Origin of the sequence: Vreelandella nigrificans (assembly GCF_002374315.1) — a bacterium.
Classification (GTDB): Bacteria; Pseudomonadota; Gammaproteobacteria; order Pseudomonadales; family Halomonadaceae; genus Vreelandella; species Vreelandella nigrificans.
This window is the reverse complement of the sequence record NZ_NWUX01000026.1, coordinates 1-20,762: the sequence shown is the minus strand read 5'-3', so window position 1 is coordinate 20,762 and position 20,762 is coordinate 1. Positions and strand designations below refer to the sequence as shown.

The 20,762-nt window shown below is 54.6% G+C and carries 21 protein-coding genes and 1 riboswitch; of the genes, 6 read left to right on the top strand and 15 right to left on the bottom strand.

Going from position 1 to position 20,762, the window contains the following annotated elements; genetic code table 11:
• Window positions 1–50: 50 nt before the first annotated feature.
• Window positions 51–248, top strand: a complete 198-nt coding sequence (locus CPA45_RS19655; RefSeq protein WP_244287663.1) for a tryptophan-rich sensory protein — start codon at window positions 51–53, stop codon at window positions 246–248.
• A gap of 70 nt (window positions 249–318) precedes the next feature.
• Window positions 319–915 carry a cell division protein ZipA C-terminal FtsZ-binding domain-containing protein gene (locus tag CPA45_RS19650; RefSeq protein WP_096654517.1) on the top strand — a complete coding sequence of 199 codons (597 nt, stop codon included), beginning with the start codon at window positions 319–321 and terminating at the stop codon, window positions 913–915.
• A gap of 4 nt (window positions 916–919) precedes the next feature.
• On the opposite strand, the gene CPA45_RS19645 is transcribed toward CPA45_RS19650, so the two are convergent.
• Window positions 920–2,509, bottom strand: coding sequence for an ABC-F family ATPase (locus CPA45_RS19645; RefSeq protein WP_096654515.1), 1,590 nt, complete (start codon window positions 2,507–2,509; stop codon window positions 920–922).
• An 83-nt stretch (window positions 2,510–2,592) separates the two neighbouring features.
• Window positions 2,593–3,459 carry a sirohydrochlorin chelatase gene (locus CPA45_RS19640; RefSeq protein WP_096654513.1) on the bottom strand — a complete coding sequence of 289 codons (867 nt, stop codon included), beginning with the start codon at window positions 3,457–3,459 and terminating at the stop codon, window positions 2,593–2,595.
• A gap of 97 nt (window positions 3,460–3,556) precedes the next feature.
• Between CPA45_RS19640 and CPA45_RS19635 the strand changes: the two genes are divergently transcribed.
• Window positions 3,557–4,129: a gamma-glutamylcyclotransferase gene (locus CPA45_RS19635; RefSeq protein WP_096654511.1), complete on the top strand. Its 573-nt coding sequence runs from the start codon at window positions 3,557–3,559 to the stop codon at window positions 4,127–4,129.
• Window positions 4,130–4,131: 2 nt separating this feature from the next.
• On the opposite strand, the gene CPA45_RS19630 is transcribed toward CPA45_RS19635, so the two are convergent.
• The 3 genes from CPA45_RS19630 to CPA45_RS19620 form a co-directional block, all read right to left on the bottom strand.
• Entirely contained in the window at window positions 4,132–4,659 is a 528-nt protein-coding gene (locus tag CPA45_RS19630; RefSeq protein WP_096654509.1) for an HPP family protein, read from the bottom strand.
• A 225-nt stretch (window positions 4,660–4,884) separates the two neighbouring features.
• Window positions 4,885–5,181: a YciI family protein gene (locus CPA45_RS19625; RefSeq protein WP_096654507.1), complete on the bottom strand. Its 297-nt coding sequence runs from the start codon at window positions 5,179–5,181 to the stop codon at window positions 4,885–4,887.
• Window positions 5,182–5,274: 93 nt separating this feature from the next.
• Complete coding sequence (locus CPA45_RS19620) at window positions 5,275–5,568, bottom strand: hypothetical protein (RefSeq protein WP_096654505.1); 294 nt, start codon at window positions 5,566–5,568, stop codon at window positions 5,275–5,277.
• A gap of 131 nt (window positions 5,569–5,699) precedes the next feature.
• Window positions 5,700–5,801, top strand: a riboswitch (glycine riboswitch).
• A gap of 161 nt (window positions 5,802–5,962) precedes the next feature.
• On the opposite strand from CPA45_RS19620, the gene CPA45_RS19615 reads away from it, so the two are divergent.
• Both CPA45_RS19615 and CPA45_RS19610 read left to right on the top strand, forming a co-directional pair.
• Entirely contained in the window at window positions 5,963–7,216 is a 1,254-nt protein-coding gene (locus tag CPA45_RS19615; protein ID WP_096654503.1) for a D-amino acid dehydrogenase, read from the top strand.
• A gap of 92 nt (window positions 7,217–7,308) precedes the next feature.
• Window positions 7,309–8,070, top strand: a complete 762-nt coding sequence (locus CPA45_RS19610) for an SDR family NAD(P)-dependent oxidoreductase (protein WP_096654501.1) — start codon at window positions 7,309–7,311, stop codon at window positions 8,068–8,070.
• Window positions 8,071–8,171: 101 nt separating this feature from the next.
• On the opposite strand, the gene CPA45_RS19605 is transcribed toward CPA45_RS19610, so the two are convergent.
• Window positions 8,172–11,237: an efflux RND transporter permease subunit gene (locus tag CPA45_RS19605; RefSeq protein WP_096654499.1), complete on the bottom strand. Its 3,066-nt coding sequence runs from the start codon at window positions 11,235–11,237 to the stop codon at window positions 8,172–8,174.
• Window positions 11,224–12,384: an efflux RND transporter periplasmic adaptor subunit gene (locus CPA45_RS19600; RefSeq protein ID WP_096654497.1), complete on the bottom strand. Its 1,161-nt coding sequence runs from the start codon at window positions 12,382–12,384 to the stop codon at window positions 11,224–11,226. The genes CPA45_RS19605 and CPA45_RS19600 overlap by 14 nt, the downstream gene beginning before the upstream one ends.
• Window positions 12,385–12,485: 101 nt before the next feature.
• Between CPA45_RS19600 and CPA45_RS19595 the strand changes: the two genes are divergently transcribed.
• Window positions 12,486–13,163, top strand: a complete 678-nt coding sequence (locus tag CPA45_RS19595; RefSeq protein WP_096654495.1) for a TetR/AcrR family transcriptional regulator — start codon at window positions 12,486–12,488, stop codon at window positions 13,161–13,163.
• Here the strand turns inward: CPA45_RS19595 and CPA45_RS19590 are convergent.
• The 8 genes from CPA45_RS19590 to CPA45_RS19555 all read right to left on the bottom strand — a co-directional run.
• The gene (locus CPA45_RS19590) at window positions 13,137–14,009 is read right to left on the bottom strand and encodes an NAD(P)-dependent oxidoreductase (RefSeq protein ID WP_096654493.1); all 873 of its coding nucleotides are present in this window, start codon (window positions 14,007–14,009) and stop codon (window positions 13,137–13,139) included. The two genes, CPA45_RS19595 and CPA45_RS19590, sit on opposite strands and share 27 nt — an antisense overlap.
• Before the next feature lie 29 nt (window positions 14,010–14,038).
• Window positions 14,039–15,496 carry an aldehyde dehydrogenase family protein gene (locus CPA45_RS19585; protein ID WP_096654491.1) on the bottom strand — a complete coding sequence of 486 codons (1,458 nt, stop codon included), beginning with the start codon at window positions 15,494–15,496 and terminating at the stop codon, window positions 14,039–14,041.
• A gap of 58 nt (window positions 15,497–15,554) precedes the next feature.
• Window positions 15,555–16,832 carry a TRAP transporter large permease gene (locus CPA45_RS19580; RefSeq protein WP_096654489.1) on the bottom strand — a complete coding sequence of 426 codons (1,278 nt, stop codon included), beginning with the start codon at window positions 16,830–16,832 and terminating at the stop codon, window positions 15,555–15,557.
• The gene (locus CPA45_RS19575) at window positions 16,829–17,452 is read right to left on the bottom strand and encodes a TRAP transporter small permease (RefSeq protein ID WP_244287662.1); all 624 of its coding nucleotides are present in this window, start codon (window positions 17,450–17,452) and stop codon (window positions 16,829–16,831) included. Before CPA45_RS19575 ends, CPA45_RS19580 begins: the two co-directional genes overlap by 4 nt.
• 63 nt (window positions 17,453–17,515) lie before the next feature.
• Entirely contained in the window at window positions 17,516–18,514 is a 999-nt protein-coding gene (locus CPA45_RS19570; RefSeq protein ID WP_096654487.1) for a TRAP transporter substrate-binding protein, read from the bottom strand.
• 104 nt (window positions 18,515–18,618) lie between these two features.
• Complete coding sequence (gene denD / locus CPA45_RS19565; protein ID WP_096654485.1) at window positions 18,619–19,581, bottom strand: D-erythronate dehydrogenase; 963 nt, start codon at window positions 19,579–19,581, stop codon at window positions 18,619–18,621.
• A 46-nt stretch (window positions 19,582–19,627) separates the two neighbouring features.
• Complete coding sequence (gene otnI / locus CPA45_RS19560; RefSeq protein WP_096654483.1) at window positions 19,628–20,428, bottom strand: 2-oxo-tetronate isomerase; 801 nt, start codon at window positions 20,426–20,428, stop codon at window positions 19,628–19,630.
• Between the two features lie 49 nt (window positions 20,429–20,477).
• Window positions 20,478–20,762 (bottom strand): class II aldolase/adducin family protein (locus CPA45_RS19555; RefSeq protein WP_208858501.1); only part of this gene is annotated, 285 nt, incomplete at its 5' end.

Genomic DNA, 20,762 nt, shown 5'->3' with positions numbered 1-20,762 from the left:
ACATTCACTGCTAGGCTATTGATTCTTCCATTTTTACATATGGGTGGGCCATGCTCGGTTCGCTCTTTGCACTTTTGGTATCGCTGCTGCTTGTTGGCATTACGGTTTCCATCGGTGCGCGCTTTCGCCCTGATGGCGGCTGGTACCGCGAGCTGTGCAAGCCCTCATGGGCACCGGCAGATATCGCTTTTCCTATTGCATGGGGCATACTTTACTTGCTGATAGTCATTGCAGCACGGCGCACTTAATATGGCTGAACGCCTCTGCATGGCGCCCTCCAGGCCTGAGCGCTGATTAAAAACAAAGGGTTTTGAGAATATGGACCGCACCACCACCATCATATTGCTAGCCTTCGCATCACTGATATTAGGCGCCATGGCAACCGCTATATTTATTTATGTGATTGTGCCCTGGCAAAAGCGACGGCGCGCAGCAAAAGTGAAAGCCGCAGCTCCCAAAACGATAAAAGTAGACCGCCCTCCGGAGCAACCCGAACCATCCTCACCGGTCAAGCGCACTAACAATGTGAAACAGCACTCACTCTTTATTATTTTTGATCAGCCAAGTAACAGTTCAGACGAGCGCCTTACTGAGTGGTTGCGTGAAAAAAACGCCCACTACGACCCACTTAAAAAAATATACTTAATTGATGGGGAGCAACCTGCCAACCCCATTACTATTGCCAATGCGTTTTTACCCGGCGAATTGCCTGATCTATTCAGAGATGAACATGGCAGCGAAACGATCAAAGGTATTAGCCTAATCGTCAAGCCGCCACTGCGTAAACGCCGCAACCAGCAAATGGTTATTTTTGTTGAGCTTGCCAAAGAAGCAGCAACACTCTTCAATGCCAATGTATTGGATACCAAGCACCAATCAGCCACTGCAGAAACCTACGCGCAGATTGTTGACTAGCCGTTTACACAACTCCCTGGCTACGCAGGTAGTCATCGTAGCTACCACTGAAGTCAACAATGCCATCGGGCTGCATATCGATAATGCGCGTGGCTAGCGATGAAACAAACTCTCGGTCGTGGCTCACAAACATCAGCGTGCCAGGGTAGTTTTCCAGCGCTAAGTTGAGTGCCTCAATAGACTCCATATCCAAGTGGTTGGTCGGCTCATCCATTAACAGCACGTTAGGGTTGGTGAGTGTTAGCTTGCCAAACAGCATCCGCCCCTGTTCACCACCGGAAATAACTTTTACTGACTTGCCAATATCGTCGCTGGAAAACAGCATCCGCCCCAGGGCGCCGCGCACTACCTGCTCGCCACCTTTGGTCCACTGCCCCATCCACTCAAACAGCGTGGCATCTACGGCAAAGTCATCGGTATGGTCTTGAGCAAACATGCCAATTTCAGCGGCATCGGTCCACTTCACCTCACCAACATCCGGACGCAAATCACCTGCCAGAGTTTTCAGCAGCGTGGTTTTGCCAATGCCGTTGGGGCCGATAATGGCTATGCGCTCGCCCGCTTCCACCGTCATCGAGAAACGCTCAAAAAGCGGCTTCTCATCGTCGTAGCCTTTAGTGACCGAATCAACGTTCACGGCATTGCGGTGGATCTTTTTGTTCTGCTCAAAGCGGATAAACGGACTGATACGGCTGGAAGGCTTGATATCCTCTAGCTTGATCTTATCAATCTGACGCGCCCGTGAGGTGGCTTGTTTGGCCTTAGAAGCGTTGGCCGAAAAGCGGCTAACAAACTGCTGTAGCTCAGCAATTTGGGCTTTCTTCTTGGCATTATCCGAATGCTGGCGCTCACGGGCAGCAGTGGCCGCTGTCATGTAGTCGTCGTAATTGCCAGGGAACAGAGTAATTTCACCGTAATCCAGATCCGCCATATGCGTACACACGCTATTCAAAAAGTGGCGATCGTGAGAGATGATAATCATCGTGCTGCTGCGCGCTTTGAGAATATCTTCCAGCCAACGGATAGTATTAATATCCAGGTGGTTGGTGGGCTCGTCGAGTAGCAGTACATCAGGGTCAGAAAATAGCGCCTGAGCCAGCAGTACGCGCAACTTCCAGCCTGGGGCTACTTCACTCATCGGGCCGGTATGCTGCTCAATAGGAATACCAAGCCCCAGCAATAACTCACCGGCGCGAGATTCAGCGGTATAGCCGTCTAACTCGGCAAAACGCACCTCAAGGTCCGCCACCGCCATGCCATCGGCTTCACTCATTTCGGCCAGAGAGTAGATGCGCTCGCGCTCGGCGGCAACCTTCCATAGCTCGGCATTACCCATAATGACCGTGTCGATGACGCGCTCGTTCTCATAAGCGAACTGGTCCTGGCGCAGCTTACCCAACCGCGTACTGCTATCGAGCATTACCTGGCCGGAAGAGGGCTCAAGCTCACCACCCAGAATTTTCATAAAGGTGGACTTACCGCAACCATTGGCGCCAATCAAACCGTAGCGATTGCCGTTATTAAATTTGACGGAAACATTTTCAAACAGGGGCTTAGCCCCAAACTGCATGGTGATGTTGGCGGTTGCGATCAAGATTTCAGCCCTGGTTAACGGTGTAATTGCACTTGCAAAGGCCCGCGATTCTACGCGCCTTTGGACAACGTTACACCTCCCGCCTAATGAGAGTGGCTTTGCAAAGCAGGTAATTCCAGCAGAAAGCGTTCTCCATCAAGCGCTTGACGAAGCCGCGTATGGAGAATATCAACCACACCAGGATGCTCTCCAACCAATCCGGTAATCCTGGTGTTCAAGCCAGGGTGACGCTGCTCAGCAGCAGAGCAAATCTCAGCAATATCACCACCTTCACCTGCATGACGCCCCGGCGAGAGAAACAACATTGCTAAGATCACCGGGCCTGTTTGGAACTCCGGTGTATCCAGCAAGTGCTCCAACAGCGGTTCGTTAAAGCGATATTCATCGCCTTCACGGCGCTCCATGGATGCCGCCGCTACGCAGCGCACCTCATCTGCCAATAGCACACTTAACTGCCCAGCCAGGCGGTTGCGCACAGCCGTCACCTCAGGAATCGGGCTACCATGATCCACTAGTGCCACGAGTGGCGTCGTCCCAGCCTGGCGCTTGTCGCGCACGTTGTCGGCCAGCAGTTTGGCTAAGCGCAGGTCGTTATTGCCCCGCTCATCCACCAGCGGTTGGGCCACACGAACGCATACCTGGGGGAAACGCGCCTGCAGCGCTGCCATGCGCTCTGGCAGGTAACCAGTTAGTGCTTTGCTGGGTCCGAAGAAGAACGGCAACACGATAATCTCCGTTGCCCCCTGTTCAGCACTGCGTTCCGCGGCCGGGCCAAGGGTGGTCGCGGGAACACCACCAACCTCTTCCGCGGGAATCTTATTGGAGTGCAGCAACGAGGCCGCCTGCACGCTTTCGCCTATCAGTTCGCTGAGCGCAAGCGCCACGCGGCGCAGGTTGCGGGTTGCCTGAGGCCGTAGTGAGCCGTTATCGACAAGAAAAATAGCGCGCATTGCCTATTCTCCAAAGAGGTCAAGGAAGTCATCACCAGTGACATGGTAGGATGGGTGCTCTAACCCAATGGCACTATGCCCATGATGCTTGATAGCTATGTTTGATACCACACAGCTCAACCAGCAGATGACCTATTTCGACGGCCACGATGAAATTTGGCTGTTTGGTTACGGCTCGCTGATTTGGAAAGCCGACTTTACTTACTTAGAGCGCCGCCCTGCTTATATTCAAGGCTGGGAGCGCCGATTTTGGCAAGGCTCCCATGACCACCGCGGCACCCCTGAAGCACCAGGGCGGGTGGCAACGCTGATTCGTGCTAAGGATTCAATTTGCCACGGCATGGCCTACCGTATTACACCGGAGGTGCTGGCACCACTCGATGTACGTGAGAAAAATGGCTATTTACGTGAGGTCACACCCCTCACTTTCCTTGATAGCCAAGGCCACGACGCGGGACAAACGCAGGGGCTGATCTATCTCGCTACCGAGGATAACCCAGCATTTTTGGGTGAGGCGCCTTTATCAGAGATGGCACATCAGATTGCTCTATCACATGGCCCAAGCGGCTCCAATAAAGAGTACTTACTCAATCTTGCTAGCGCCCTACGTGAACTAGGTGTGGAAGATATGCATATTTTCGCGCTGGAAAAGCAGCTGGGGCGTTTTTAACATCACCAATAGCGTGGGTAACGGCGATGCCGAGCAAGGTTGTTGACCAGTATGGCGATTACCAACATCACGACACTGCCTGCACCGATCGGTAATAGCGGGTACCACCAGCCCAACTGGTGAATACTGCCGCCACCTGCCACGGCAATTAGTGCCGCCGCTGCTCCCGGCGGATGAACGGTGTGGGTCAACTGCATACCCAATACCGATAGTGATACCGCCAGTGACATTGAGAGCGGTGACGCCCCCAACAGCTGGTAACACGCAACACCAATGCTCGCCGATAGCATACTGCCAAACAGCACATGACTTGGCTGGGCAAAAGGGCTTTCAGGGGCCGCGTAGATGAGCACCGATGTTGCGCCGAAGGAGCCTACGATAAGAAGTTGCTGTGACAACCACGCCGAGCTTAACCAGCAAATAACCGCCATGCCAGTGAAGGCCCCAATCCATGACCACAGCGCATCCTGCCAGCCTACCCGAGCGCGTTTAATGCGCTGCCCACGCATTTTGCCAAGATAAGTTTTCATTACACTCGCTTTGCACAAAATAAGTGCAAATGATGACAAAATGCACCAAATAAGCAAATGACAATCGATCACTTTCCGGATGAAACCGGCTCAAGAGAAAAACAATTAATCATCAACAGCGCATAGCAGCGTTAATCAAGGCTAGAAAAAGGGTGAGCCATTATTATTTTATAAACAATCCCTAGGCTCAGTCGTCATACTGATTAGAAGGGCTAGCTAGAAGAGCTAAACGGAAGGGTCAAATAGTTTGACTTCACGTATATCAACACGCTCCCAGACATTCCCTGTCATATAAGGCTCTTGCGCCAGCCAATCCTCTAACTCTTCTCGGCTGGCAAATTTAAAATGGGCATTTGAGCCGATCATTTTGCCTTCATCGTTCAGAAGTACTCCGCCACTGGCAAAATTACCCGACCGATAGAGGCTGCGCAGGCCGTCTAGGTGCGCTTCCCGGCAAGCCAAACGACGGTTCAAGGCGCCATCATCAGTGTAGTCGTAGGCAACCAATGCATATTGCTTCACATGTTACTCCTATTCTTGTATTTGAAGGTCGTGACCCTAGACTGCCTTTAAAACAGTAGTAGCCCTTAGTCCTAAAAAGGCTATCGAATATGGCTACATTATCAGCCACGACAAGATCACCAGCGCCAGCACAATTCGTACGATGGCTCCTAACAGAGAGCCTCGTAGCAGCGCTCTAACCCCGCCCCACAGTATCCACAGGCCTATTACCAGCACCAGAATGCTGAAGAAAGAGGCGTTAAAGCCTAACGACCGACTCAACCCATTTACAAACTCTTCAAGCGCACCGAAAAAATTGGTAAATATCGCCAACAAAAACTCGACGACCGTGCGAATGACATCGCCAATCACTTGGCCCGCTTCATTAAAAAATCCGTTTATCTGCATATGTTTTATCCGTCGCTATAAAGTTTGGGGCATTTTCGACCAAAATCACACCACTAGCAAAATAATGCTGTCAGTACGCTAAGACGTTCGCCCTATTCCTTTACACTGGATAACGCGTTACAACGTCAACTAGCGTAATAGCGGGAGAGCTTGGCGCATCTCACAAGGATGACGCCAGCGCCGAAGGAGCAACAGCCCCGGAAACTCTCAGGCAACAGGACCGCTATCACCATCACTTTCCGAAGAGCGGTTGATGACTGCGTCACTCAGCCCACCGAAGGAGCAAGCGCTTCAATTGATGCGTGAATCTCTCAGGTTCCATGACGGAAGGGGTATGCCTTGCCATTGAATGGCTGGGCATATCGCCCGACGCTCATACAATCTGGAGAGAGTTATGCAACGCATTGCCGTTATTGGTGGTGGTATCACCGGTATTACCAGCGCCTACGCCCTTGCTAAACGTGGCTTTGATGTCACCGTCTTTGAAAAGCATCGCTACGCGGCGATGGAGACGTCCTTCGCCAATGGCGGACAGCTATCAGCTTCAAATGCCGAGGTATGGAACCACTGGCCAACGGTGATCAAAGGCTTGCGCTGGATGCTGAAAAGCGACGCACCGCTACTGGTCAACCCCCGCCCTAGCTGGCACAAGCTAAGTTGGTTTGCCGAGTTTATTGCTGCCATTCCCCGTTACGCCGATAACACCACGGAAACCACCCGCCTCGCCATTGCTGCCCGCGAGCACTTATTCCAGTGGGCAAAAGATGAGCAAATCGATTTCGACCTCAAGCAGAAAGGCATTCTGCATATCTACCGCGACAAGGCAGGCTATGACCACGCTGCTAAGGTATCACAACTGCTCAGCAAAGGCGGTTTAGAGCGCCGGGCGGTCACCCCCGATGAGATGCGCGCCATCGAGCCAACACTAGCGGGCAGTTACCACGGCGGTTTTTATACCGAAAGTGACGCCACAGGCGATATCCATAAGTACACTAATGGCTTAGCGCAAGCAGCGGCCAAGCGTGGAGTAACACTTAATTATGGCCATCAAATTAATGACATTGGCGCTGATGAGAGTGGGGCATGGGTAAGCGCCACAGTGGACAGTGAAACCATTCGCCAGAGCTTCGATAGCGTGGTGGTGTGCGCAGGCATTGGCAGCCGGGCGATTGCAGCTAAACTAGGTGACCGGGTCAATATTTACCCGGTGAAGGGCTATTCAATTACCGTGCAGCTAGATGACGATGCATCTCAACAGGCTGCGCCAACGGTCAGCCTACTCGACGATGAAACCAAACTAGTCACCAGCCGCCTGGGGCACGACCGCTTCCGAGTGGCCGGCACCGCTGAATTTAACGGTTCGAATCGTGATATACGTAACGACCGCATCCGCCCACTGGTTCGCTGGGTGGAGGAGTGCTTCCCAGGCGTGAGTACCCGCCGCGTGGTACCCTGGGCGGGCCTCCGGCCGATGCTGCCCAATATGCTGCCCAAAGTTGGCCCAGGCAAACTGCCCACAGTATTCTATAACACTGGCCATGGTCACTTAGGCTGGACACTGTCCGCAATTACCGCTGAGCTATTGGCAGATGCCGTTCAGGAACAAGGGGCAGCATCAGAAGTAGTCACCGCCGCACGGTCGACGTAACGCACTGCGCCGCTTGACGATGAGATCAACAAGGAGGGACTCCCACATCCCTTCTTTTGTTTAAAAACGTTAACTAATACGGAGATACCGTAATGCCTAGTGTACTTATCACTGGAGCCACCTCAGGATTTGGGAAAGCGGCGGCCCAGCGGTTTGCCAAAGCAGGTTGGTCATTGATACTCACCGGTCGCCGTCAGGAGCGTTTAGATGCGCTGGAGAAAGAGTTAAGCCAACAAGTGCCTGTGCTGACAATCGCGTTGGATGTACGCGACAGTGACGCGGTGACAGCCGCTATAAGCGGCCTACCGGAAGCGTTTCTACCGCTGACGTGCCTAATTAACAATGCTGGCTTGGCGCTCGCACCAGAACCATCGCAAAAAGTCGCGCTGGAAGATTGGCATACGATGATCGATACCAATATCACCGGGTTAGTTAACGTCACCCATGCGACACTGCCGCTCCTGCTCAAAAACAGCGAAGGCGCGAGTATTCTCAATCTTGGTTCAGTGGCGGGCCAGTGGCCTTACCCGGGCGGGCATGTATATGGGGCATCGAAAGCCTTTGTTCAGCAGTTCAGCTATAACCTGCGCTGCGACCTGTTAGGCACGGGTGTTCGTGTCACCGATCTGGCCCCCGGCATGGCGGAAACCGAGTTCACCTTGGTCAGAACCAAAGGCAATCAAGAAGCGTCTGAAGCACTTTATCGCGGCACAACACCGCTACAAGCGGAAGATATTGCCGAGCAACTTTTTTATCTTGCGACACTGCCACCGCACATCAACATTAACCGTCTGGAAATTATGCCGGTACGCCAGGCTTGGTCAGCATTTGCCATCGATCGCGATCCGGCTTAAACGCAGACTTTTTCAAGTAAGTGGCTTTCTTAAAATGGCACCAGCACCTTTGGCACTTCGAGCCAAAGGTGCTTGGTTAACCCAACAAATTGGTTTATTCCTTACCGCACACTTGCTACCCACAGCCGATAAAGCGCTGGGGTAAAGAAAAACGACACTAACGTTGCCAACAGCAAACCAAACCCAACGGTTTGCGCAAAAGGTGGCCACAGGCCGCCTGCAGCCACCATCAGCGGAATTAACCCGGCAAAGGTGGTAATCGTCGTCGAGATAATATGCCGGCTAGTAGGGCCGCTGATGACCGCTAGCATAGCGTCAATATCCCCCTGCCTAGCGGCGGCGTCATCATCGAAGGCGGCAATGATAATAATGGTGGCATTAATGGCTACCCCCACCAGCCCCATGATGCCAACGATAATGACAAACCCAAATGCATGACCGCTGAGCAGCAGCGCCACAATGCCCATTCCCATGGCCTGAGCACCGGCAATAAACACAATGGCGGCGCGGCGAAACGAGTTAAACGCCAACACCACGGTGGCCACCATGGCAATCACCAGTAGCACCACTGAGGCAAGCAGATTACCCACGGCCTGATCACGCTCGGCAGCTTCACCACCGGTTTCAATACGGTAGCCAGCAGGAAGACGAACCTCTCCCCTATCTAGCGCGGCCTGGAGCTTGGCATCTAGCTGAGCCATGGAGACCGCTGGCAGTGCATCAGCAACTAAATAGCCCTGCACGAGTTGCACCCGTTCGGCATTGCGGCGGGTGATCACGCTCCAGGCAGGAGTAAGCGATACCTCTGCCACCGCCGCTAATGGCAGCCCCTCAGCGGCGTGATCGCTAACTAGGCGTAGTGCTTCAAGCTGTTCGGCACTGGTACGCCAGCCATCCACATAGCGCACCAGCACCGGTAACTGCTGGGTGTCCTCCAGTACCCGGCCAGCAGGCTGGCCGGATAGTGCCGCCCCCACCTGTTCGGCCAGGTTTTGTGGTGTTAAGCCCACATCGCCAAGTGCTGTATGGTCGATATCCAGGGTTAACCTGGGCAGGTCGCGCTGCATACCAGCCCGTACGTGTGTTACCTGGGGCAGTTGGTGCATCAAGCCCGCCAGTTCCAGCCCCAGCGATGACAATACGGCTAAATCGTCACCATGAACACGCAGTTCAATGGGCGCCTTAAACGGTGGTCCCTGCTCATACTTGCGCACCACACTCTGTGCCTGGGGAAAGCGTTGATCAAGCGCCCTCTGTAGCTCGGGAACCCGCTGGTTAGTCACGTCCAATGACACTGTATCCACAATGACATGCATAAACGCCGGATTATTATCTTCATTGGTCAACACGTTGTAGTACATCATTGGCGCGCTCTCGCCGATAAATGCTGACACACGAGTAATGCCCGGCAACTCACGGATCATCGCTTCTACCTCAAGTGCCAGCTCCTCGGTGTTGGCCATGCTACTTGCCGTTGGGAGACGCACTTCAATATGAAACTGATCGCGATCCGCCGGAGGGAAAAACGCCACGTCCAGCGTTGGCATCAACGCAATCCCCCCCACGGGTACACACAACGTAACGACCATGGCTGCCACCGGATGACGCAGCGCACTATGTATAGTACGGCGAAAGCCTCGCTTTACTATGCTCGCTGCGCTATCTCTAGATGCTGGCGGTTTAGCGACTACCTTGGCTAACAGCATGGGGGAAAGCGCAGGCACTAGTAACAGCGACACGAGATATGAACTGACCAATGCAACCATCACCGCCATGGCTAGTGGCCCTACGAACTCCCCCGCGGGGCCGGGCATCAATACAATCGGCATAAATGCCAGAATGGTGGTTAAGGTGCTGGCAAGTAGCGGCACCGCTAAGTGGCGCAGAGCATCCCGGGTAGCGGCAATTGCCGAATCCCCCTTCAAGAAGCGCTCGCGAAGGGCGTTAGTCATCACAATGGCGTTATCCACCATTAGCCCCAGCGCCACAATGATGCCGGTAATGCTCATTTGGTGAATATCAATGCCGAGAGGCTTGAAGAAAGCCAGGGTAAGTAGTGCGGTAGCTGGAATGGCCAGCCCCACTGTCACCGCTGAGCGCCAGCCCATGGTCAAAAATAGAATCGCCACCACCAGCACCAAGCCCAGCAGCAGACTGCCTGCCACATCACTTAAGCGCTGGTTGGTGTAGCTGGCCTGCTCAAATACTTCCTCTACTTCAATACCAATGGGCAACTCATCGGCAAACGCCGCCAGTTGTTGCTGTGCCCGTGCTACCCATGTATCGATGCGCTGGCCTGGGGCCATGCGGGCGCCCACAAACACCGCTCGCTGGCCGTTAAGTAAGGCCACCGCGGCTGGCGGATCTTGCACACCACGGCGTAGCTCGGCCAGCTCACCAAGTGTTACTGTTTGCCCCTGCTGGGTCGCTACGTCGATATCGCGCAACCTGTCTAACGCGCCAAACTCACCGCTTAGCCCCACCGTTAGCCGGTGTCCATCGGAGACCACTTCGCCTGCAGTACGACGGCCATCACTGGCTTCAATAAGCGTGGCAAGTTGCCCCACGGAAAGCCCTAGGGCATTGAGTTCTAGAGGGTCAACCATGACCTCAACCTGCTCGCCTGCGACGCCAAAGCGATGGGTATATTCTGTGCCGGTAACCCGCCGCAGCTGATCTTCCAAGCGCTCGGCGTAGCGCTCTAGCAGTTGCGGATTAGGTGGAGCATCCAGGGTCCAATGTAGTGCGGCGACAATGCTAAATGCATAGCCCCGGTCATCCAGTAACTCAGGAGCATGCACGCCGCTTGGCAACGTTGGGGCCACATCACCCAGCTTGTCTCGCACGCGGCTCCACACTGACGTTACATCGATCACCTCATCTTCTAACTCGATACTGATGACAGCGATGCCTTGCCGCGACGTGGTTTCCAGTACTTTAATTTCAGCAATAGTACGCAGCTCATCCTCAATAGGCCGCGCGACCAAGGCTTCTATCTGTTCAGGGGTTGCGCCTGGATACGGGGCAAGCACCGTTGCCATACGTGCAATAAGATGCGGATCTTCTGCACGGGGCAGTGTTTGAATCGCCGATAAACCAGCAACGACAAGCAGCCCCAAGACGAGCGCCACTAGGCGCCGGTTAAATAGCCACTCAATGCGCTGCATGAGCTATTTCCTCACTGAGCGTGACCTGCTGACCTGGGATAATGCGGTGGGTACCGCTGGTTATCAGCCGCATACCGGGCGCCAGTGTGCCACGCACAAAAGCTTGATCGGCAGACGTATGCAGTAACTCCACGCTTGCCCGTGCCACGCGGTAGTGACCATTTTCCAACGGCTCGGCAACCAGCACGTTCCACAAGCCACGATCAGCAGCGATCAAGGCATCCAACGGCACCCAATACCCCCTGGCTGGCTCTGTAATCGCATAGCGCAGCTCTACCAAATCGCCAGGAACAGCACTGGTTGAAGGTTCCAGCGACACCACCAGCGTCTGCGTGCGGCTGTCATTATCCACCTGTGGTAGCCGTGCGCGCACTTCTCCGCTAGCGATGTGACCATTAACGTTGAGCGTTACCGGCTCTCCGGGAACGAACGTCGCGGCCAGCCGAGCAGGCAAGCCAAGGTGTGCTTCTAGCTTACCGGCATCAATAAGATCAAAGGCGGCGGTACCGCTACCTACGAGACTTCCGACGCTGATATGTCGCTCAATCACCCGCCCCTCAAAAGGCGCTGTTAATGTACTGTCATCTAAATCTGCGCTAAGGCTGTCACGCTCAGCAGCCAGCGCCGAAAGGCGTGCCTGAAGCGTCAGCCGATCAGTACGGGCCTGATCAAGCGCAGTACGGCTGGCAAAGTTACTCTGGTTTAGCTGTGATTCGCGCTCTTCCTGGCGCTGAGCAAGCGCTAGGCTGGCACGGGCTTCATCACTGCGCGCCGCCACTTCAGCTAAGCGGCTCTCCAAGCGACGAGTATCCAGTGTGGCTAATACGTCCCCCTCTTCAACCGCATCACCTCTATCTGCTAACACGGTACTGACACGCCCTGCTGGCTCGAATGCTAACGACACCGACTGGTGCGCAACCACGCGTCCTGTTAAGCGCACATCACGCTGAAGCTGCTCAACCTGCTCAAGTGTTAGGCTCGCTATCTGTAGTAGAGAATTATCACCCTCCTGTTGGCGCGCCCCTTGAGCGCTACTGTGCTGGCTAGTCAGGAAAGCGACCACCCCAAGGGTGACACCTACCATCAGTAGCGCTACTAACATGCCGCGTAGCCGGTGATTCCAGGAAGTTTTTAAAGGCGTGCCCATAGTGGCCTCAAAATGGTTTATTCTTGAACGATACCGTTCACTATAATATTTGTACGCCAGCGTTCAATATTTATTTATTCGATTGATACGGATTTCACCGGATGACTGACTTTCAAAGTAACCCGCCTGAAAAAAAACGTAGCGCAGGCCGTCCTAAAGATATGACGAAGCACAACGCGATGCTGGACGCGGCGGCGTGCTTGTTTTTTCGCAATGGCCTGGAAGGAGTCACAATGGAAGCCGTGGCTCGCGAGGCAAACGTTTCCAAAGTCACGGTGTATGGCCACTTTGCGACCAAAGAGGCGTTATTTGGCAGCGTGATCCGTCGCGAGACCAACACTATTCGTCGTGGGTTAGACAAACTTCCCGATACTCACGAGGCGGTTCGTCAATCGCTGATTGAGGTCGGTACTAGCCTAGTACACTTTTTATTAGAGCCCCATGTGCTAGCGGTTGAGCGCGTGATGACTGCACAAGGCATACAGCACCCAGAGCTACTAAGGGCCTTTTTCGAGGCAGGCCCCTGGGCCACTAAGCAGTGGTTGAAGGAAAAACTGGAAGGGCTATCCGACGCTGGCCATTTAACGCTCGACGCTCACACACTGGCTGCCGAGCAGCTATGCAGCATGTGGCAAGGCATGCTGGTCACAGAAGTACGCATGGGCGTTCGCCAGCCCCCTAGTGATAAAGAGCTTCATCGCCAGATCAGTAGTGCCGTGGATGTGTTTTTAGCAGCCTATGGGAAAACAACATTAGCGCCGCTCCAGTACACCAACTAGCTCTGGAATCGACAGGCTTTGGTCCTCAACTGAGTGATAAAGGTGGCTAACAGCACCCGCAACGCAACCCTCCACCCCCAGTTCAGTCGTCATGGTGTGATAATAGCCCAGGTCTTTACTGGCATTGGCGACGCTAAACTTAAAACCAGAGGGGTCGTTATTAGCGATATAAGGGCGTAACCGTTCCAGCACCACTCCGCCTCCGCCGCCAGCCCCGAGCACCTCTAGTAAGGCGGTATCACTTATTCCCGCTTTGCGAGAAGCAGCAGTAGCCTCGGCTAGCACTGCTGAAAATCCTAAAGAGACAAAGTTATGCAGCAACTTAAGGGTATGCCCAGCGCCAACCTCGCCTGCATGGGCAATATTTTCAGCAAAACTCTGTAGTAACGGCAGCGTTTCATCAAATAACGGCTTAGGCGCACCGACAATTAAGTTAAGCCGCCCCTCAGCCGCTTCCTTGGGCGTGCGCGTCATTGCTGCATCCATAAAGCGCCCCCCCACCTCAGTTACTCTGGCAGCCACACGTTCAGTAGAGCTGGGCAGTGCCGTGGAGCAGTCCACCACAGCGCAACCGGGCGTTAGCCCCTCTAATACGCCATTGGGTTCAAACAGCACCGCTTCCACCTGGGGCGAACCGGTCACACACAGAATCACCACCTCAGCGCTCTGAGCCACTTCCCGGCCCGAGCCTAGCGCAGTGGCACCAGCGGCTAAAAGATCTTCCACCGGCTGATTACCCGGATGCTCGAGAAAACTAACCTGATGGCCTGCCCGTAACAGACTGCTGGCAATCCCATGGCCCATCAACCCTACACCGACGATGCCTACCTGGCGAGATATTGTCATTGTTATCTCCTTTAAGAGTGAAGCGTCCGTTAATGTTTAATCGCGATCGTCTTAATCCGGGTATAGCTGCGCAGCCCTTCAAAGCCTTTCTCACGGCCATGGCCGGAGCGACCAACGCCACCAAAAGGTAGTTCAACACCACCGGCGGCGCCGTAATTGTTGATAAATACCTGGCCACTACGAATACCTTTAGCCAGGCGCAGCTGACGACCACCATCACGGGTCCAGATACCTGCGCACAAGCCAAAATCTGTTGAATTAGCAAGGGCAAGCGCTTCGGCTTCATCCTCAAACACCTGCACCACCAGCACCGGGCCAAACAGCTCTTCTCGCAGCACTTCATGCCCCTCTGGAATATCGGTCAGCAGTTGAGGCAACACAAAGTGACCGCCCGCCGATGCGCTTACCGCTAGCTGCCCTTTAGCAGCGACACGAATACCATCCGCTTCAGCAGCCGCCAACCGTACTTCTAGCTTGGCTTTTTGACGCGCATTGATCAGTGGGCCACAGTCGGCATCGGCTTCGCCTGTATCACAGCGCAGAGCAGCAAAGCGCTCACACAAATTGGCGACCACGCTATCGGCGATGTCACGCTGTACCAATAATCGGCTGCCTGCCGAACAGGTCTGCCCAGCATTCTGAATAATGCCGCGTACTACGGCTGGAAGTGCCGCATCAAGATCCGCATCGGCAAACACCAACTGGGGTGATTTACCGCCCAGCTCTAGAGTAACCGGCACATGATGCTGAGCGGCAGCCTGGGCAACCTGGGTGCCGGTCTCCGGCGAGCCGGTAAAAGAGAGGTGGTCAATAAAAGGGTGTGAAGCCAGGGCAGCCCCCGCCTCATAGCCAAACCCTGGCACTACGTTAAGCGCTCCGGCGGGCAGGCTATGGCTGACCGCCAGTTCCGCCAAGCGCAGCACGCTTAAGCAGGCATCTTCAGCAGGTTTAAGCACCACGGTATTGCCTGCGGCTAGCGCCGCTGCCACGCAGCGGCCAAAGATCTGGGCAGGGTAATTCCAGGGAATAATCTGGGCACACACCCCATAGGGCTCACGCAGGGTCATCACGGCGAAGTCGGTTTCAAAAGGGATAGTTTCACCGTGCAGCTTGTCCGCCGCACCACCGTAAAAGCGAAAATAGCGAGCGCAGGCGGCAATATCACCTTTGGCTTGGGTCATCGGCTTACCGGTATCTGCGCACTCAAGCTCCGCCAACTGCTCGTGGTGCACCTCAATCACATCGGCAAAGCGCAGCAACCATTCACTGCGCTGCCGGGCAGACCAGCTAGCCCACTCGCCCGACTGACCGGCAAATGCTTGCCGTGCTGCCTGTACCGCTGCCTCGACATCGTCAGCCTGGCAGCGGGCAATGCGCGCCAGTAGCTCGCCAGTAGCGGGGGCTTCGACCTGTATCGTCGTCGCTGTGTTTACCCACTGCCCGCCTATCAGCGCCTGCTGGGGCGGCAGGGTCATCGTATGTGACATCTAACACTCCTTTTATTATGCTTGTTTTGTGACTGTTTTTTCGCCAGACACAGCTTGTCTAACCGTAGAAGATGTTCACCAATCCCATCGAGATCCATGGCATATAGGTGATAGCCATCAAGCACGCCAACACCACCAGTACAAAGCGCACCAGCCAGGGCAGCATTTGATCAATCGAGATTTTGGCCACCGCACAGGCAGCAAATAGATTCACGCCCAGTGGCGGCGTAATCATACCCAGCGCCAAATTCACCACCATTACCAAACCAAAATGGACGGGGTGAATACCAAACTGAATGGCTATGGGTGTCAGGATAGGCGCCAACACCAGGATCGCAGCGGAAGTTTCAATAAACATACCGACGATCAACAGCAACGCGTTCACAACCAGCAGGAACATCATCGGGTTATCGATGGTATTGGTGACCAGGGTGGCGATTTGCGCGGGTAAGCCTGTACGGCTGAGCAGAAAGCTAAATAGCGATGCCGCAGCAATAATGAGCATGACCGCCGCAGTGGAGATAACGCTTTGACGTAAAATGGGCCACATATCCGCCATTTTTAGCTCGCGGTAGTAGAAACCACCGGCGAAGAGCGCAAAAAATACCGCGACTGCGGATGCTTCTGTGGGTGTAAAAACACCGCCATAGATGCCGCCAATCACCACCACCGGCATCAACATGGCGACCCAGGCGCGCTTTACTGAGATCATAAAGCCGGTGCTATCTTTGTAGTCGTCTTTACCGTAACCACGCAGCTTGCAGAAAATATAGAGAAAGACGATCAGCGCCGAGCCAATCAACACACCAGGCCCGATGCCTGCCATGAAGAGCTGCCCAATAGAGGTATCGGTACTCACCCCATACAAAATCAGCGGAATAGAGGGGGGAATCAACACACCAAGTTCAGCGGATGATGCCTGGATGGAAGCCGCTAACGGTTTGGGATAGCCATGCTTGACCATCGCCGGAATCAGGATGGCACCAATAGCAAAGGTAGTGGCCACGCTAGACCCTGAGACCGCCGCGAACATCATGCAGGTGAGGACACAGGACATCGCCAACCCGCCCTGCACTCGCCCCACGATGGACTTGGCTAAATCGACCAAGCGCTGGGAAATCCCCCCCGCTGCCATTAAGTTACCGGCAAGAATAAAAAACGGGATGGCCATTAATGGGAACTTGTCGATACCGATAAACATCTGCTGGGGAACTAGCAGCAGCGGCAGGCGAGTAAAGAACTCAATACCGATAATCGATGCCAGGACGATAGAGATAGCAATCGGTACGCCGAAGGTAAACAGAATAATCAGCGATAGGCCAATAACCATATTCATGACTGTGGGCCCCCTTTCGGTAGCTGCGTATTGTCTTGAGGTTCCGTGTCTTGAGGTTCCGTGTCTTGAAGTTCCGTGCCTTGAAGTTCTGTGTCTAGCAGTTCTGCCTCAGGACTAATCTCGCTATTCTCTGGGCCGACCTGCTCCCGCCCACTCAGCTGGGCCAATAACCGCGCAACGACAGCAACGATGGCAAAACTGGCCCCGGTAGGAATCGCCGCATACGCCCACGACATTGAGATATTCATACCCGACATGGTTTGATTGCTCACCCGCATGGTCATTTGAATGCCGTAATGGATCAGCACCCCCAACACCAGCAGGCAGCACATCACAATCGCTATTTCTAATAGCCGCAAAAAGCGCGTGGGCACGACTTTATAAACAACTTCCACCGCCATCATGTAACCACCCCGAAAGGTGGCGGCAGCGGCCATAAACACACACCAGATCATTGCCGCGCGGGAAGCCACTTCTGTCCAGGTGGAAGGTGCGTTAAATACGAACCGCGTGAGCACCTGATAGAAACTGAGCGTCACCGATATCACCAGCATCAACACTGCAATCAGCATCGCAAGCCGGGTTAACTGATGCTCCACACGAAGAAATACCGCTAGCATAAGAGGTCACCATGCCAAAGCGGCCTCCGGCCATACCGGAGGCCAAGGTGGGAGAAGCGTTACTTAACAGCTGCTGGCTTTATCCTGAATGCGCTCCAACATTTCGGTACCGTACTGCGAAGTAAATATCTCGTAGGCTGGCTCCACCGCTTGCTGGAAGGGTGCAATATCGATATCGGTTTTGACCGTCATACCGTTCTCTTCCAGTAGTGCGACCCCTTCACGCTCCAAGCGTGACACCTCTTCACGGGTGGCTTCTGCTGACGCTGCAGCAGCCTGCATAAACCAATCACGTTCCTCTTCGTTTAGCCCATCCAACAGAATAGGCGAGCCAAGCACAATGGCCGGAGAGTAGACGTGACCAGTGAGGGAGAGGTAGTCCTGCACTTCCCAAAAATTGGTGGCCACAATCACGGTGATGGGGTTTTCCTGACCATCCACGGTGCCCTGCTGAAGCGCGGTGAATAGCTCGGGGAAGGCCATCGGTGTTGGCCGCGCGCCCATTTGTCGGAACGCCTCCTGATGCACGGCGTTTTCCATGGTACGTACGCGCAGTCCCTCAGCATCTGCAGGCGTAGCAATTTCACGGCGGCTGTTAGTCAAGTGGCGAAAACCGTTTTCGGTCCATGCCAAACCAACCAAATCGTGATCGCTCATTTTTTCCAACAGCTCATCGCCCAGCTCGCTGTCCAGCACACAGCGGGCTTGGTCGTAGTTCTCAAACAGGAACGGCAGGTCGAGAACATAGGTTTCAGGCACGAAGTTACCCAGCGGGCCCGTCGAAGTAATCACCACATCCACGGTGCCAATCTGAAGGCCTTCGATCATCTCACGCTCACCGCCGAGGGACCCAGAGGTATGCTCGGTCACCGTAAACTCGCCGCCCGACAGTCGCTCTAGCGTCTCCTTAAAGGCGTCTGCGCCAACCGAGTAGTGGGATGTGGAAGAGAGCGTGTGGCCTAGGCTAACTTCTGTTGCGGCGTGCGCCTGAACTGCAAAGCCTGCCGTCGCAATAGCGCTAATGGCGGTTACCAGTGCTTGGCGAGTAAAGGGTTTGTTCATAGTAAAGCCCTCTTTATATTGTTGTGAGGGTGGATATTGGAGCGATTTACCCTTCATTGGGGTTCGCCCAGGCAGTTACCTGCCGCGAATGGCAGGACGGGAACTCACTGTTGTTCAGTAACGAAGGCATCAATAATCTGCTTAAAGCTGTCATCGCCCGTAAAACCCAGCTGCTTGGCTTTTGCGGTTTCAAAGCGCGCGGGCCAGCCAGCTACAATGGCTTCGATGCGCGAATCAGGCTCATGGCGCACCAGCGAAAGCGCCTTCTCTCCTGCCGTTTCACGCAGCGCCTCAAGCATTTCAGCCACCGTGACGGTGATCCCTGGCAGCATAAAAGCTCTAAACGGTGCTAACGATTTGCTTGGCACCTCAGCACCATGAATCAGGGCTTCCACCACTTTGCCCGGCGACATAACAAACATCGGCAGCTCAACAGGCACCGGGCAAATGGCCTCTTCACCGTTTAAGGGTTCACGCAGGATACTGGAGGCAAAGCTGGAGGCGGCGGCGTTGGGTCGACCAGGGCGAATCACAATCGTCGGCAGGCGCAGTACCAGGCCATCGATAATCCCTCGTCGGCTGTAATCATTGATTAATAGCTCACACATGGCTTTTTGGGCGCCATAGGAGTTTTGTGGATGCAGGGCCGTCATATCGTCCAGCACCGCTGGCAGCGCACCACCATAGGCCGCAACCGAGCTGGCCATAATCAAACGTGTTTGCGTTAACTCCTTCGCTCGGCAGCCTTCCAGCAGCGCCCGAGTGGCATCGAAATTAACCCGCATGCCGAGCTCCAAGTCAGCTTCTGCTGCTGAGCTCACCACCGCTGCCAGGTGATAAATAACGTCGGGACGCTGATCCAGCACGCTATCCAGTGCGCCTGGCGCGGTAATATCCAGGGCCAGCGCTGCTAGAGAGACGTCCCCCGCCTCAGGTAACGGCGCCTCTACCTGATCAAGCATCGTTAGCCGAGTAATTGGCTGCTGGCGAAGCTCACCTCTAGCCAGTAGTTGTTGCACCAATCGCTGGCCTAGAAAACCCGCCGCGCCGGTAATCGCGATATGCATTGTTGTGCTCCTGTGCGCTGTTATTTTTGTTTCTTTGTTTCTTTGTTTAGCCCTGAGCGGTCAGCCCCCAGGGTTCGCCCCATACCAAACCTGCACGAGTCTCTGCCCTTGGGCGATACTCGCAGCCGATCCAGCCGGTATACCCCAGCGCCCTTAACCGCTCAAAAATAGCGGGGTAATGCACTTCACCTACATTGGGTTCGTGTCGCTCGGGCACGCCCGCCACTTGAATATGGCCAATGGCGTCGAACTGGCGCTCAAGGTGGCGAATCAAGTCTCCATCCATAATTTGGCAGTGGTAGAGGTCAAACTGGAGCTTTAGGTTGTCTGCTCCAATGACCTCAATGATCGCCATAGCTTGCGCTTGGCGGGATAGGAAAAAACCGGGCATATCACGGGTATTAATCGGTTCAATCAATATGTCGCGACCAGTCTTGGCCGCCTCTCCTGCTGCAAAACGCAGGTTGCGCAGGTAGGTCTCATGGTGGTCGGCCTGGGTGGCAGCATCCGCGCCTTCGGGTAGCAAACCCGCCATGGCATGCACCCGGGGGCAATTGAGTACTTCGGCATAACGCAGCGCCTCAATGACCGAGTCACGAAACTCTCCCTCGCGGCCTGGCAGGCTTGCTAAGCCCCGCTCGCCTGCCTCCCAATCCCCTGGCGGAAGATTAAACAGCACCTGCTCTACCTGCGCCTCTTGCAAGACATGCTTTATATCTTCAGCGTCAAACGCATAGGGAAACAGGTACTCAACGCCTTTAAAACCTGCGCTCGCCGCGGCGGCAAAGCGGTCTAAAAAGGCGTGTTCGTTAAACAGCATGCTGAGATTGGCGGCTAATCGAATCATCGCGGTGCTCTTGTTATTGATGGCATGTTTATTGAATGCACAAGCGTCGCTAGTCTCTCGGAAAGCGCGCTTCCAGCTCGGCGACCTGCTCCGGGGTTAACCCCCGTGGGTTCTCGCCCCGCAGCAGCAGATAGAGCTTGGCGGTCTCCTCTAGCTCTTCAGTGGCATACACCGCGGCTTCGAGGTTTTTTCCCGCCACCACCGGGCCGTGGTTGGCCAGCAGTACCGCGCTGTGTTGACCCGCTAAGCCCCGCACCGCATCGCCCAGTTTGGGGTCGCCTGGAATGTGATACGGCACCAGCGGCAGCTTGCCCACCCGCATCACGTAGTAGGC